This window comes from Nocardia aurea, from assembly GCF_003123685.1.
GTDB classification, from domain to species: domain Bacteria; phylum Actinomycetota; class Actinomycetes; order Mycobacteriales; family Mycobacteriaceae; genus Nocardia; species Nocardia aurea.
Genome location: NZ_QCYJ01000018.1, coordinates 94,460 through 108,616 on the forward strand (window position 1 = coordinate 94,460; position 14,157 = coordinate 108,616).

A 14,157-nucleotide genomic window follows, 5' to 3' on the forward strand; every position below is an offset into this window, starting at 1 on the left:
GTGGACTCTTCGCGGCGACTCCAACTTGCCGATGCTCCGACCGTGATCACCGGCGATATCGCCTCCGGTGACATCCCCGCGCCGCTGTTCACCCCGCTCGTACTGCGCGACATACACGTCCGGATCAATCAGGCCGCCGCGGCCGAGGCCCCCCGCGCCGTCCTGATGTGTTCGCCCGCCGGTAGCGGAAAGACCGTACTCGCCGCCGAATGGCTACGCCGCCATATGCGACTACATCCCGACACCCGCTTCTGCTGGCTCACCATCGGCGAGAATTTCGACAATGCCGCCCGGCTGTGGGCGGCGGTGCGCGCGGGACTCGGACTGCCCGCCGAACGCGGCCACCAACTCGCCGACCCGATGGCGAGCGCGCTGGAACTGGCCCACGAATTGGCCGGGCAGCCCGCCGTCCTCGTCCTCGACGACGCCCACCTGCTCACCGACCCGATCGCCCTCGCCGGACTGGAACATTTCCTGACCAACGCGCCCGCCCGGATGACGACCATCGTCACCGGCCGATACGAACCGCCGCTGCGCTGGCACACCCTCGACATCGCGGGCCGCCTGATCCGCCTCGGCGCGGCCGATCTCGCCTTCGGCCCCGAACAGATCGCCTCCGTTTTCGTCGAACACGGTTGCCCTCTCGCCGATTCCGAGGTCGCCTCGATCCAACAGCTCACCCGGGGATGGGCGGCACTGGTGCGGATCGCGGCGATCTACACGGCCATGCACGGTCCCGATCAGGCGGGCGCGCTGGCCATGCTCGCGCACGCCCCGCATCCGATCTCGGATTTCCTGGTCGGCGAACTGATCGAGGTACTCGACGCGGATGTCCGCGAATTCCTGCTCGCCACCTGCGTTCCCGAATCCTTCACCGAGGCATTGGCCGAGGAACTGGCGGGCCCGCACGCCCCGAGGATGCTGGACGACCTGGCGCGCATCAATTTCCCGGTCCAGCACACCGTCAACGCCGACCGGATCAGGTACTCCTACCACCCGATGCTGCGGGCCTATCTGCTGGCCGAACTGCAACGTGCCGCGCCGCAACGCATTCCGGATCTGCATCGGATCGCCGGGCAGTGGTACCTGGCGACGGGGACGCCGCTGGCCGCGCTCGCGCATCTGCTCGCCGAGCCCGGCCGACCCGAATTACCCTCGTACTTGCGGGAATACGGGTTGCAGGTCGTCCTCGACGGGGCGGGCTCGATCCTGTTCGAGAAACTGGACGCGGCCACCGCGCACCTCGCCGACGATCCCTTCGTTCGGCTGCTGCGGGTGATCGACGCGGTGGAGCGCGGTGACCACGCCGCCGCCGCGGCCTATCTCGACCAGGTCAGGGCCCACGGGCCGATCACCTCCACCATCGTGGGCGCCGCGTCGGCCGCGGCGGCCGGGCTGGCCGCGGCGTCGGCCGTCGCGGTGGCGACCGGGGTGGTGGCGACCGGGGCGGGCGCGACTTCGGACGAGTTCGGGCACGAGCAGATCCGGGCCGAACCGCCGACCACCGGACAGCCCGATCTGGACTGCTACGTCGCCATCCAGCTCGGCACCCTGCGCGTCTTCACCGGCGATACCGGCGCCGGCGAACAGTTGTTGCAGCGCGCGCTCGCCCTCGCCGAACATATCGGCCACCATCGCATGCAGTTGCGCGCGGTCACCCGCCTGGCCGCGGCGTCGGCACTGGCCGGACCGGTGCCGCTGATGCGCGAACGCGCGACGCGCGCGGTCGACCTCGGCACCGAATACGAACTCACCCACCTGTCCGATCACGTGCACGCGGTGGCGCTCGCCGCGCTGGCCGCGCATCTACAGGGCGACGACGTCACGCGCCACGATCTGGCCGCCCTGTCGCGGACGCGGCGCGGACTCGACGGGGCGAGCGAGCCCGCCGCGGGCAGACACGCCCATATCGTCGGCCTGCTGCTGACTTTCGACGACACCGCCGACAAACACGCGGCGGTCATGACGCTGCACACCGAGATGCACCGGTTGCTGGCCGAGAGTCCGTATCCGCCGCTGGGCGGCCGCCTGCTCATCCCGGTGGTCGCGATCCTGCTGCGGCTGCACGAACGCGATGCCGCGCAGCAACTCGCCGACGCGGGGTATCGCGCCATGCCCGGCGCACCGGACGCGGTGCTCGCCGCGGCGGCGGTGGCGGAGGCGGCGAACAAACCGCTCGACACACTCGACGCGGTCGGCCCGCTGCTGAAACGGTCGGCGGAGCTGCCCGCCTACACCGCCGTCACCGCGTGGCTGCTGTACGCGTCGGCCTGTCACCGGCTCGACCGTCAGGTGAAGTCCTACGAGGGTTTCGCCGAGGCGGTGCGCCTGGCCTCACCGGACCGCTTGGTCCGGCCGTTCTTCGAGGTTCCGGGAGTCCTCACGATGCTGCACGAGCACGCGGGACGTTTCGGCGCCGACAACGCCTTCGTCGAGACCGTCCGCGAGAATTCCGCGGCCAGGCCGCAACCGATGAGCCCCGCGCTCACCGACGCCGAACTGACCGTGCTGAAACAACTCCCGAGTGGACGCACAGCGTTGCAGATCGCCCAGGATCTCGGCGTCTCCATCAATACGGTGAAGACGCATCTGCGCTCGATCTACGCCAAACTCGGCAGCAATTCACGCGCCGACGCGATGCTGCGAGCCCGCCGCATCGGGGTGCTCTGAGGGCCGCTTCACCGGCGAGCGGACATCTCATCCCCGTCGGGTGAGGACGCCGCACCACTGCGCGGAGCACTCTCTGTTCGGGGCCCGATCCATATCCGCGCCGCGGACGACAGCCGAGAGGAGTGCCCGTGCCGGACCCGATCCGATACCAGTTCATCATCGACGGCAAGCTCTCCGAACGGGCGCTGGCGGCCTTCCCCGAACTCGACGCCTCCGATCGGGCCCCCGGCGAAGTGACCACCCTCTACGGCCCCATCACCGACACCGCCGCACTGCGCGGCATCATGGCGCGGATCGACTCGCTCGGGCTGACCCTGCTCGAGATGCGGCAGATGCCGGACTGAGGGATCAGCGCGCGTTCGCACCGACCTTCGGCTTCGGGGCCGAGGCCGACAGCGGCGCCAATGTCTTGCTCAGGTCGGTGCGCAGCGTGGTGACCGAATCGATCAGATAGTTCTGGCGGACCTTCCACGGACGCCGGTCACCCTGGCGCGGGAACTCCGCGATGGACCGCTGCACATAGCCCGAGGCCAGGTCAAGCAGCGGGCGCGGCCCGAGTTCGCCGTCGGGACGCGGGACGACGGCGGCGTAACCGTTGGCGTCGAGGTGGCGCAGCACCTTGCAGACCAGGCGCGAGGTGAGATCGGCGCGCAGCGTCCACGAGGCGTTGGTGTATCCGATGCAGACGGCGAAATTGGGGACGCCGGTGAGCATCGCACCCTGCCAGACGAACTGCTCGGACAGCGGCACCGGCACGCCGTCGACGCTCGGGGTGATCCCGCCGAAGGCGAGCAGTCGCAGCCCGGTCGCGGTGATGACGACGTCGGCGGGCAGCACCCGGCCGGACTTCAGCCGAATACCTTCCGGCACAAAGGTTTCGATGTGGTCGGTGACCACCTCGGCCTTCCCCTTCTTCATCGCCCGGAAGAAGTCGGCGTCCGGCACGGCGCACAGGCGCTGGTCCCACGGGTTGTAGGTGGGGGTGAAATGTTCGGCGACCGCCTTCTCGTCCTTCAGGATCCGGGTGGTCAGACCGGTGAGGAGTTTGCGCGCGGATTCCGGCCTGCGGCGGCAGTACTGGTAGAAACCGATGCCGAACAGGATGTTCTTGGCGCGGATCACCCGGTGCGCCAGGTTCGGCGGCAGCAGTTCGCGGATCTTGTCTGCCCGCTTGTCGCGACCGGGTACGGCGCTGATCCAGGTCGGGCTGCGCTGCAACATGGTGACCATCTCGGTCTGCTCGGCCAGGGCGGGCACCAGGGTGACCGCGGTCGCGCCGCTGCCGACGACGACCACGCGTTTGCCCGCGTAGTCCAGATCCTCCGGCCAGAACTGCGGGTGCACCACGCGACCGTCGAAGCTGTCCACACCGGGGAAATCCGGCGCGTGCCCGCGGTCGTAGTCGTAGTACCCGGCGCAGGCGTAGAGGAAGTTGCAGGTCAGGGTGGTTCGAATGGTGTCGCCCGCGCTGTCGCGCCGTGCGATGCTCAGCGTCCACCTCGCGGTCTCGCTCGACCAGTCGGCGGAGATCACCTTGCTGCCGTAGCGGATGTGGCGGTCGATGCCGTACTCGGCGGCGGTCTCGGTGATGTAGCGCAGGATCGACGGTCCGTCCGCGATCGCCTTGGCGTCGCGCCACGGCTTGAACGGGTAGCCGAGGGTGAACATATCCGAATCCGAGCGAATCCCCGGGTAGCGGAACAGATCCCAGGTGCCGCCGAGCGCGTCGCGCGCCTCGAGGACGGCGTAACTCTTGCCAGGACATTCGGTCTGCAACCGGTAGGCGGCGCCGATACCGGAAAGTCCGGCGCCGACGATGACGACGTCGAGGTGGTCGGGTGCGACGGCTGACTCGGTCATGATTCCAGTGTGCTGGGGATTCTTCTCACACGCTTGACTTTACCCGACAGTTATTTGATTCTGAGCGACATGTCGGTGATCAGGTCCGCTGGACTGCGCGGGTTTCGCGCGACCGTCGCCGAACTCGGCGGCGACGCCGAGGAGTTCGCCAGGACCGTCGGCCTGCCGATCGCGGCGCTGGACGCCGACGATCTGCTGATCTCCGACGAAGCGGTCGCCACGGTGCTGGAACTGGCGGCACACCGGCTGGCACGGCCCGATCTGGGACTGCGGATCGCCTACCGGCAGGACCTGGACATGCTCGGTCCGCTCGCGCTCGCCATCCGCAACTCCCCCACGCTGGCCGACGTGCTGGAATGCACCTCGCGCTACCTGTTCGTGCACGCGCGCTCACTGAGCCTGACCCTCGAACCGGACCCGTACGGCGACCGAGGGGTGATCGGATTGCGCTACGGCGTCCCGCCGGGTCGGGTGAATCCGGTCCAGGGCACCGATCTCGGCCTCGGTTTCGTCCACCGCGCGATCCAGCGGCTGGCAGGCGATCGCTACGGGCTGCGCTCGGTCGAACTGCCCTATCGTCCCGCCGCCCCGCTGTCGGACTACGAGGAGTTCTTCGGCGTCCCGGTCCGGATGAACCGCCCCGCGGCCCTGCTCCGCGTGCCGAGCGGCCTCGCGGACACACCGCTGTCCGGTGGCGACCGGAATCTGCACCGCTTGGCGATGGCGTTCCTGGCCGAGCAGACCGACGAGGCGGGCGCGTCCCTCGTGCCGCAGATCGCGGCGACACTGCGTCAACTGCTCGGCACGACACCGCCCGAGATCGGCGTGGTCGCCGCCCTGCTGGCGATGCATCCGCGCACCGTGCAACGCCGACTCGCGGCCGAGGGCACCACCTTCGCCGCCATACTCGACGATGTCCGCAGGCACGAGGCGCGGCGCTACCTGGTCACCACCGATATGCCGATGAGCCAGATCGCCTCCCTGATCGGGCTGTCCGAACAGGCGACGTTCACCCGCAGCGCACGCCGCTGGTGGGACACGACTCCCACCGCCGTGCGACGCGACGGCGTGCGCTGAGCGTCAGGCGGCCTCGCGCACCTTGTCGACGGCGGCGATGAAGAGTCGATCGAACGCGGCTTGGTCGGCCGCGTCGCTGAGCGCGGTGACGCGGACCAGCACGGTCAGGCCGCGCAGGGTGGCCATGCCCGAGTACGCGCTCATGACCAGGGGTTTGTCGGTGCCGATACTGGAGGAGGTCGTCGACCGGTAGACGATCGCGTCGACACCTTTCAGATCGGCAGGGGCCGTACGGTTCTCGGTCTCGCCCGTGACGTCGATCCGGGCGCCTTCGACCGACGAGGCGAAGGTGTAGCGGGCGCATTTCCCGTTGAGTTCGGTGATCCGCGCCAGGTCGGCGGTGGTGTCGGCGATGTACTCCACGTACATGGCGCCGGACTGTCCGGACGCGGCCGTGATCGACGACCGTTCCAGCAGATCCTTCATCGCCGTGCCGAGATCCTGTTGGGGACCGGCGCATTCCTGCGGGGTGAAGGTGCCGTTCTGGCCCGCACTCGCGAGATCGGCCGCCGCCGCGCCGACCCGGTCCTTGGGCAGCTCCATCTTCGTACTGCCCGCCGGGAATTCCTCCTGGGTCAACAGCAATTGTTCCCGCGGCGTGGTCGGGGCCGAGGTGGACCCGCCCGCCGATTCGTCGGTACCGCATCCGGCCAGCAGCAGCGCGCCGACCGCGACCACCACCGCACAGCGTGCGCGCATTCCGCGCAGATTGATCATGCGGGCCAGCATGCCAGCCGCGCGATCCACGTCATAGACTTCACGACCGGAGATCGACTCGGAAGGGGCCGCATGGACACGGTCAGGGAGGTTGCCGAAGAGGGCAAGCGGCTGATCGATCGGGCCTGGCTCGGCGAACTGAGCAGGGACGAGGCCGTGCACCGGTTCATCCAGGTCGGCGACGGATTGGTCGGGCCCGCCACCGCGGGCGAGATCGTCGACGACGGGATCCGCTGGCTGGAGGCCAATGCCACCCGGCTGCGCGTGCTGGCATGGTGCGCGCTGCTCGAGATCCCGCTGTTCCTCGGAATCGCCGTGCTCGCATTCGCTTTCGGCGACTATCTCACCTGCGTGGCGGCGGTGGTGCTGCTCGCCGGGCTCCAGGTGGTCCACCACCGGCTGATGCCGACACCGGTGCCGACGCAGCGGCGTCGGCGCGTCCGGCACTGATCCGAGGACGCGATATCGGCGGCGGTGCCGAACGGCGGCACCGCGGCGAGCTAGTCTGCGGCTCATGGCGGATTCGACCGGCACACCCTATCGACACCCACACGAGCCGCATTCGAGCGGCGTGGCCTCGCGGCTGAACTGGTTGCGCGCCGGGGTACTCGGCGCGAACGACGGCATCGTCTCGACCGCGGGACTGGTCGTCGGCGTCGCCGCCGCGACCACCGACACCGATCAGATCTTCACCGCCGGTATCGCGGGCTTGACGGCGGGCGCGATCTCGATGGCGGTGGGCGAGTACGTCTCGGTCAGCACACAGCGCGATTCGGAACGGGCGCTGCTGGCCAAGGAACGCAGGGAGCTGCGCGAAGACCCCGACTACGAACTCGAGGAGCTGGCCGGTATCTACCGGGCGAAGGGATTGTCCGACCGGACCGCTCGCCAAGTGGCCAGGGAACTCACCGAACACGACGCCTTCACCGCGCACGCGGAAGCCGAACTCGGCCTGAACCCGCGCGAGCTCACGAATCCGTGGCAGGCGGCGTTCTCCTCCGCGGTCGCCTTCACCGTCGGCGCGCTGCTGCCGCTGCTGGCCATTCTGCTTCCGCCTGCGACCGCGCGTATTCCGGTCACCTTCGCCGCAGTGTTGCTCGCCCTCGCGGCGACCGGCTCGCTCAGTGCGCGTCTCGGGGGCAGTCGGCGACGAAGGGCCGTACCCCGCGTGGTGATCGGAGGTGCGCTGGCGATGGCGGTCACCTACGGCATCGGGCAGATCTTCGATGTGTCAGGGATCTGACCTGGACGCCTGACCAGGAATCTCACCTGCGAAACTGCGATTCGTGCCACAGTGGGCGTAAAGTACGAGTCCTCGAAGAGTCCCGATGGCGTGGCTCCATTCGCCGCGGTACTCGACTGAGGAGGACCGACATGCCATTCCACGATCGCCGCGATGCCGGCCGCCGCTTGATCGAGCGGCTGCGGGGATTCGGAACGGGCGACGTAGTCGTGCTCGGGGCGACCCGCGGGGGCATCCCGGTCGCCTACGAGGTCGCCAACGCACTGCGAGCCCCGCTCGATGTGGCCGTTGTGCGCAAACTCGCCGTTCCGTTCCAGCCACGACTCGCCTTCGGGGCGGTCGGGGAGAACGGGATTCGCGTCATCGACGACGAAATGGTGCTGCGGACTTTCATATCCGACCAGGAACGGGCGCGAGTCGAAGCCGAAGCCCGAGACGACTTGGCGCGCAGCGCCCTTCGCTACCGCGCCACCCACCCGCCGATCCCGCTGAACGGCGCGACCGCGATCGTCGTCGACGACGGCGTCGCCACCGGGATCACCGCGCGGGCCGCCTGCGAGGTCGCCCGCTCCCAGGGCGCGAGCCGGGTGGTGCTCGCCGTGCCGGTCGGATCGCCGCGGGCCATCCGGGTGCTGGCGGGCCACGTCGACAATGTCGTGTGCCTGGAGACGCCGGGACTGTTCCATTCGATCGGGCAGTGGTACCAGGACTTCGAGGACGTCACCGACAAGATGGTCATCGAACTTCTCGACCGGGCCGCCCCCTTTCGCGGCGTATCCGGCGCCACCGGATACGCGACACCCCCGGTCGGATGACGACCGGGGGTGATGGCGACTGAGTCGGCTACTACCTGGGATCAGTAATAGTGACGTCGTCCGCCGACGGGACGACCGACCGACCCGGCGATCCAGAGCACCGCGCCGACGAGCAGGACGACGATACCGGCGGTGGTGAGCAACGGGATTCCGACCAGCCAGCCGACGAGCAGCAGAATGAGTCCGAGAACAATCATGACCTTTTCCTTCTTTCGACGATCGATGGTCGATCGTTATTTGGAGGCGGAAACATCGGCCGTGGGACGGCTCGATGTCGATACCGAGGCGGGCTCGGACGACTTGGGCAGGAACCGATTCAGGCTCCACACGGGCTTCTGAGCGGGCGCGGGCTCCGAGATCTGCTTCTTCGGCGCGGGAGTCGGGACCGTCGGCGCATTCCGCTCGACGGCGACCTTCTCGCGGCGGGTCTTACGCAGTTCACGCCGTGCTTCGGCGCCGCGCCGCGAGGAGCGCCAGACACCGAGGAGCAGCAGGCTCAGACCGAGCATTCCGATCGCGCCGACGGCCATTCCCCAGAGGAACAGCTCACCGGCCGACGCGGTGAAGTGGTAGTCGAACACTCCGAAATCGCTGGTGTCGGTTCGTACTTCGCCGGTATTGGCCGCGACTCCGGCGACACCGACGACTACCGCGGCGATCAGGACCAACAGTCCGATAAGTATGATCATGACATTCCCATGCGCTGAAGTTGTGTGACAACACCGCAATTCCCCGCGCCTCGGGGTCCAAACTCCCCGAGCGACGAATAAATTCGAAACTTTTCCTATCTGGTCGGGCCGAGGTCCAGGCGACGGGTCACCCGGTCCACCAGATCGACCGGGATTCCCGGTTCTCGGCGCGCGGCCTGTGCTTCGCGTCGGCCCGCCTCGATCACCTCGCCGCGGATCATCCGCAGTTTCGCCGAAACCTCCCGATCGCGCGTCCATCGCGAGCGGGCGTCCTCGTCGGCGGCCTCGGGATCGGCACGGGCGAAACGATGCCGGAACTGATCGCGCAGCCGTTCGTACACCTCGTCCGGCAGATGTTCGGATTCGGCGATCTGCTCGAGCCGCGCCAACTGCGCGTGCACCACCCGATCCCACAGCTGCCGCTCGAACTCCCGCTCGCGCTGGGTGTTCGCGTGCACGCCCGTCAGGCGCACCACCAGCGGCAGGGTCGGTCCCTGGAGCAGCAGGGTGAACAGGACCACCGCGAAGGCCACGAACAGGATCTCGGTGCGGCCGGGGAACGCCGCACCCACGTCGGTGACCAGTGGGATCGCCAGTGCCAGAGCCACGGTCGCCACCCCACGCATACCCGCCCACCAGGTGACGATCGTCTCGCGCCAGGTATAGGGCTCGTCCGCGTCCTGTTCGCGCCACCGCGACCGGCCCATGGCCCAAGTGCTCAGCAACCAGACCAGGCGCAAGGTCACGACCACCGCTATCACCGCGCCCGCGACGCCGAGGAGTTTCGGCCAGCCGGTGCCGGTCGTCGCGAGCACGACACCGAGTTCGAGACCGATGAGCCCGAACGCGAAGCCGCTCAACAGCATTTCGGTGATCTCCCAGAAGGCGTCACCGACCAGTCGGTAGTCACGGTCGCCGATTTCGGTCACCGCGTCGGTCAGGTACAGCGCGCAGACCAGCACGGCGAGCACCCCCGATCCGTGCCACGCCTCGGCGAAACCGTATGCCGCGAAAGGTAACAGCAGGCTCAGCGCCACCTGCCACGACGCTTCGGCCAGGTAGTCGGTCAAACGGCTGCCGAGCATCCCCAGCGCGAACCCGACCACCACCGCGACCACCGCCGAGACGACGAACTCCCCCATCGCGTCGACGGAGGAGAACCGTCCGGTGACCACCGCCTGGACCGCGACGGAATAGATGACGATGGCGGTGGCGTCGTTGAAGAGCCCCTCCCCGCCCAGCACGACCACCAGTCGGCGCGGCAGTCCGAGTCTGCTCGCCAACGCGGTCGCCGCGACCGGGTCCGGCGGCGCGACGATCGCACCGAGCACGACCGCCGCCGCCACCGGCAGCCCCGGATACCACGCGTGGAACACCGCCGCCACCGCCGCGGCCGTCACCACAACCAACCCCACCGCCCGCAACGCGATCGGCCCCCAGTTCTCCGCGAACTGCCGCCACGACGTCCTCCGAGCCGCCGCGTACAACAACGGCGGAAGAACCAGCGGAAGGATCAGATCCGGCGGCACATCGATACGCGGCACCGCCGGAATCAGCGCAAGCACACAGCCGAACAACGTCATCAGGACCGCCGACGCCACCCCGATCCGCCGCGCGACCGGCTCGGCGAGTATCGCGGCGAACAACAGGGCGAACAACAGCGCCAACTGGTCCATGACTTTCCAGTCTGCGACGTCACCATCCCCCCACCCCCTCGACGCGCCGCCCACCACCCCACGCGCACCACCCACGACCGCAAGCCCGCACACCCCACCCACCCGGAGCGAGTCTTGCGAGCAACCCGTTCGCGGCCGTCTCGCGTCCGAGCGGTCGAAGCGCATGCGACGCAGTCGCGAGTCTCGACCGCTCGGACGCGAGACATCTCGGCCGCGAACCACGCCGCACCAGCGGCCGAAATCACACCACACCCCACCCCCCGGAGCGAGTCTTACGAGCGACCGGTTCGCGGCCGTCTCGCGTCCGAGCGGTCGAAGCGCATGCGACGCAGTCGCGAGTCTCGACCGCTCGGACGCGAGACATCCGGGCCGCGAACCACGCCGCACCAGCGGCCCAAATCACAGCACACGACCCATTCCAGTGGCCCGTGCTGGAACCGGTACGACCACAGCAGGCTGGCCGCCATCTGGGCGACCGCGATTCCGGCCGCGGACAGCAGCACGGCGCCGTAGTCGGTGGAGCCGGAGAGGTGCAGGCGTTCGCCCGCGAACAGGATCAGTCCGGTCGCGCCGACGTAGTTCGTCAGTGTCATCCGGCCCATCGGCGCCAGCATCTCGGTCACCGGTCGGCCCGCCGGTGTGCGCAGGAGTAGGAGCAGCCCGGTCAGGTAGGCGAGCGCGCCGGTGAGTCCCGCGACGGCGGGCGCCGAGCTGCCGAGCAGGTCCAGGTAGGGGACGCGGTATTCCCAGGCGGCGGTGAGTACGGCCAGGGGCGCCGCGACGACGAAGACCAGCGCGATCTGCCAGGTCCGCTCGCGCAGGGTCTGGGGGAGGCGGAATCGGACGGCGGCGAGGCCGAGCAGGAACAGCCCGGGCACCAGGCCGAGTCCGCCGCCGAGCAGTGCCGCGACGCCTGCGGTGCCGAGCAGGCCGAGTGTCAGCAGTGTCCATCGTGGCAGCCCGGCCGAGGGGAGCACGATGACCAGTCCGACGACGGCGTAGGGCAGCAGGACTTCGCCGGGCTGGAACTGATGGTGGATCAGGCCGAGTACCGCCAGCGCGGCGAGTCGGCGCGCGAGGACCAGCCGAGGGCGGGCGCCGCGTTCGGCCGCCTGGTCCAGCAGCAGTCCGAAGCCGATCCCGAACAGGAACGCGAAGATCGGGAAGAAACGTCCTTCGAAGACGACGCTGAGCAGGTGCCGTGTCGGGTCCATGACCCCGGGCGCGATGGTGGCCGACATGTCGGTGATCTGCCAGGTTTCGACGACCAGGAGCCCGCAGAGGGCGAAACCGCGCGCGGCGTCCAGTTCGGGGATGCGCGCGTGGACCTCGGACTGCATCCGTCCACGCTAGCGAGCGCGGGCGGGCCTGGTCCGTAGCCGCGTTCCGATGTCGGGTTACAGAGAGTTCGCGCACATATGCTTAACGCACTAACTATTAACACGCTAACCTTGAATCCGGACGACCGGAGGAGGACCGATGGAGATCGATGATCCGTTGCGCCTGGATCGGCAGGTGTGTTTCGCGCTGGCTGTCGCGAACCGCGCTGTGCTGGCGGTGTACCGGCCGCTACTCGAGCCGCTGGGCCTGACCCATCCGCAATACCTGGTCATGCTGGCGCTGTGGGGGGACGCCCCGATGTCGGTGAAATCCATCGCCGAGGCCGTCCAACTCGACTCTCCGACGCTGTCCCCGCTGCTCAAACGACTGGAATCGGCGGGGCTCATCACCCGCGAGCGCGACTATCGCGACGAACGCAATCTGGTGGTGAACCTGACCGCCGCGGGCGCCGAGCTACGACGGCAGGCCGAGCGGATTCCGCCCGCGGTCGTCGAACGCCTCGGCGTGACGGTGGGCGACCTGGAGGAGTTGCGCGATGTGCTCACCCGGGTGAACGCGGCCGCACGGCACTGGCTGCTCACCGAAAACGACACCGAGACAACAGGAACGAGCGCATGAACAATCGAAACCGTCGCCCGGGACCGCTGCGGTGGATCGGCTACGCCTTCGGACGTCGCCTCCCGGATTCGATGCGGGACTGGGTCCGCGACGATCTCACCGGCGATTACGCCGGCGCCCGGCACGTGGTGCGCGGCATCGTCCCGTTCACTCCCCTGTTCGCGGCCTTCCTGCTGTTCCCCGGCGAGCTGTGGCTACGCGGCGCGATGGTTCTGCTCGCCCTGCTGCTCGCGCTGTTCTACACCGTCGCGTTCATGCCGATGAACCGCGCGCACCGGCTGGCGAAACACGGACTGCCCGCCGATCTGGAGAATCCGCGCCGGGCCCGGCTGCGGGAACTGGAACGGGCGCGCTACGTCGCCCGATACCCGCACTGACGCGCGCCTCAGTGGTAGCGACGATGGATCGGCACGCGACCGGCGGCGCGACCGGGCGGCCTGGTCACCGCTGTTCGGGAACGCCGCCGATCCCGCCATGGCGCGTCGGCCGGTCGAGCGATTCGCCGTTCCCGTCTACGCCACCACATCACGCTCGACTCGACACCGAAGTGGCGAGCGCCGACGGGGCGGCGGGAGCGGTCGGGCATTCACAGAGAAGTGGGACGGTATCGATCACGTATCGAGCATCTCAGTCCCGTCCAGCGAATATCCGCGCGCCCCTCGGCACGACTGGCGGAATTCGGACTAGCACGGGGTCCGCTGACGCGCACGGCGATCACCGTGGGGTCGCACTCACGGGGGCGGGGGCAACCACGGCAGTGGCGGCAGCGGAATGAAGATGACCGGGGGCGGCGGTGGGGCGGGGGCCGGAGCGGGGGCCGGAGCCGGAGCGGGCGGCGGCGCTTCCTCGGGGGTGTAGGTCTCGGCGGGCGGGGGCACGTACGGGGCGGCGGGCGGGACGTAGACCTCCGCGGGCGGTGGTACATAGGTGTCGGCGGGCGGGACGAAGGTGTCGGGGGGCGGCGGCGCCGCTTCGACCGGCGCGGGCTCCTGCACGGGGGCCGGTGCCGATCCCGGCGCGGGCGCGGTTCCGGGTGCGGGTGCGGGTCCGGCCTCCGAGGTGACCTTCTGCGGCACACAGATCCAGCGGCCGTCGGGAAATTCCCATTTGGCCGGGATGCCGTCGCGGGAACAGTCCTCGCCGGGGCGGTGGGCGTCGCGAACCTGGTCGCGCGGCACGCAGTTCAGCTGGCCGTCGCGCATATCCCATTGCGCGGAGATGCCGCCCGCCGAACAGTCGCCGCCGACCCGGTAGGTCGGGGCGGGCAGCGCGGCGGAGGCTTCGGGGGTGACGGCGGCGGGCCGCTTCGCCGCTTCGTCGAGATTGCCGCGCATCATGAAACCGACCGCGACCACGAGTCCGAGGAAGGTGCACGCACCCATCGCGAGGGCGAGCACCCGACCGCTCCTGGAATGGTCGACGTCCAGCGTCGTCCTTCCGGTTTCCATCAT

Annotated in this window: 15 protein-coding genes; 8 read left to right on the forward strand and 7 right to left on the reverse strand. The window is 69.1% G+C overall.

Annotated features, from left to right (window positions below; translation table 11 throughout):
* Positions 1 to 2,670 carry a LuxR C-terminal-related transcriptional regulator gene (locus tag DAT37_RS04675; RefSeq protein WP_157978278.1) on the forward strand — a complete coding sequence of 890 codons (2,670 nt, stop codon included), beginning with the start codon at positions 1 to 3 and terminating at the stop codon, positions 2,668 to 2,670.
* A gap of 128 nt (positions 2,671 to 2,798) precedes the next feature.
* On the forward strand, positions 2,799 to 3,014 hold the full coding sequence (locus DAT37_RS04680; RefSeq protein ID WP_109523513.1) for a hypothetical protein: 216 nt from the start codon (positions 2,799 to 2,801) through the stop codon (positions 3,012 to 3,014).
* Positions 3,015 to 3,018: 4 nt separating this feature from the next.
* On the opposite strand, the gene DAT37_RS04685 is transcribed toward DAT37_RS04680, so the two are convergent.
* Positions 3,019 to 4,530 (reverse strand): flavin-containing monooxygenase, encoded by a 1,512-nt coding sequence (locus tag DAT37_RS04685; protein ID WP_109523440.1) that lies wholly within the window; start codon positions 4,528 to 4,530, stop codon positions 3,019 to 3,021.
* A gap of 69 nt (positions 4,531 to 4,599) precedes the next feature.
* Between DAT37_RS04685 and DAT37_RS04690 the strand changes: the two genes are divergently transcribed.
* Positions 4,600 to 5,607 (forward strand): AraC family transcriptional regulator, encoded by a 1,008-nt coding sequence (locus DAT37_RS04690; protein WP_109523441.1) that lies wholly within the window; start codon positions 4,600 to 4,602, stop codon positions 5,605 to 5,607.
* Positions 5,608 to 5,610: 3 nt separating this feature from the next.
* Here the strand turns inward: DAT37_RS04690 and DAT37_RS04695 are convergent, their stop codons facing one another.
* The gene (locus tag DAT37_RS04695; protein WP_109523442.1) at positions 5,611 to 6,354 is read right to left on the reverse strand and encodes a hypothetical protein; all 744 of its coding nucleotides are present in this window, start codon (positions 6,352 to 6,354) and stop codon (positions 5,611 to 5,613) included.
* Positions 6,355 to 6,396: 42 nt separating this feature from the next.
* Between DAT37_RS04695 and DAT37_RS04700 the strand changes: the two genes are divergently transcribed.
* The 3 genes from DAT37_RS04700 to DAT37_RS04710 all read left to right on the forward strand — a co-directional run bounded on the left by DAT37_RS04700 (position 6,397) and on the right by DAT37_RS04710 (position 8,382).
* Positions 6,397 to 6,774: a hypothetical protein gene (locus tag DAT37_RS04700; protein WP_109523443.1), complete on the forward strand. Its 378-nt coding sequence runs from the start codon at positions 6,397 to 6,399 to the stop codon at positions 6,772 to 6,774.
* Between the two features lie 64 nt (positions 6,775 to 6,838).
* On the forward strand, positions 6,839 to 7,567 hold the full coding sequence (locus tag DAT37_RS04705; RefSeq protein ID WP_109523444.1) for a VIT1/CCC1 transporter family protein: 729 nt from the start codon (positions 6,839 to 6,841) through the stop codon (positions 7,565 to 7,567).
* Positions 7,568 to 7,698: 131 nt separating this feature from the next.
* Positions 7,699 to 8,382: a phosphoribosyltransferase gene (locus DAT37_RS04710; RefSeq protein WP_109523445.1), complete on the forward strand. Its 684-nt coding sequence runs from the start codon at positions 7,699 to 7,701 to the stop codon at positions 8,380 to 8,382.
* A gap of 41 nt (positions 8,383 to 8,423) precedes the next feature.
* Here the strand turns inward: DAT37_RS04710 and DAT37_RS44775 are convergent, their stop codons facing one another.
* The 4 genes from DAT37_RS44775 to DAT37_RS04725 all read right to left on the reverse strand — a co-directional run bounded on the left by DAT37_RS44775 (position 8,424) and on the right by DAT37_RS04725 (position 12,087).
* The gene (locus tag DAT37_RS44775) at positions 8,424 to 8,579 is read right to left on the reverse strand and encodes a DUF6131 family protein (protein ID WP_198654093.1); all 156 of its coding nucleotides are present in this window, start codon (positions 8,577 to 8,579) and stop codon (positions 8,424 to 8,426) included.
* Between the two features lie 36 nt (positions 8,580 to 8,615).
* On the reverse strand, positions 8,616 to 9,071 hold the full coding sequence (locus tag DAT37_RS04715; protein WP_109523446.1) for a hypothetical protein: 456 nt from the start codon (positions 9,069 to 9,071) through the stop codon (positions 8,616 to 8,618).
* Positions 9,072 to 9,166: 95 nt separating this feature from the next.
* Positions 9,167 to 10,747: a Na+/H+ antiporter gene (locus tag DAT37_RS04720; protein ID WP_109523447.1), complete on the reverse strand. Its 1,581-nt coding sequence runs from the start codon at positions 10,745 to 10,747 to the stop codon at positions 9,167 to 9,169.
* Positions 10,748 to 11,019: 272 nt separating this feature from the next.
* Positions 11,020 to 12,087, reverse strand: coding sequence for a DUF418 domain-containing protein (locus DAT37_RS04725; RefSeq protein WP_109523448.1), 1,068 nt, complete (start codon positions 12,085 to 12,087; stop codon positions 11,020 to 11,022).
* 139 nt (positions 12,088 to 12,226) lie between these two features.
* Here DAT37_RS04725 and DAT37_RS04730 point away from each other — a divergent pair, with 139 nt between their 5' ends.
* Positions 12,227 to 12,706, forward strand: a complete 480-nt coding sequence (locus DAT37_RS04730) for a MarR family winged helix-turn-helix transcriptional regulator (protein WP_109523449.1) — start codon at positions 12,227 to 12,229, stop codon at positions 12,704 to 12,706.
* Complete coding sequence (locus DAT37_RS04735) at positions 12,703 to 13,083, forward strand: DUF5313 family protein (RefSeq protein WP_109523450.1); 381 nt, start codon at positions 12,703 to 12,705, stop codon at positions 13,081 to 13,083. The genes DAT37_RS04730 and DAT37_RS04735 overlap by 4 nt, the downstream gene beginning before the upstream one ends.
* A gap of 354 nt (positions 13,084 to 13,437) precedes the next feature.
* Here the strand turns inward: DAT37_RS04735 and DAT37_RS04740 are convergent, their stop codons facing one another.
* On the reverse strand, positions 13,438 to 14,157 hold the full coding sequence (locus tag DAT37_RS04740; RefSeq protein WP_109523451.1) for a hypothetical protein: 720 nt from the start codon (positions 14,155 to 14,157) through the stop codon (positions 13,438 to 13,440).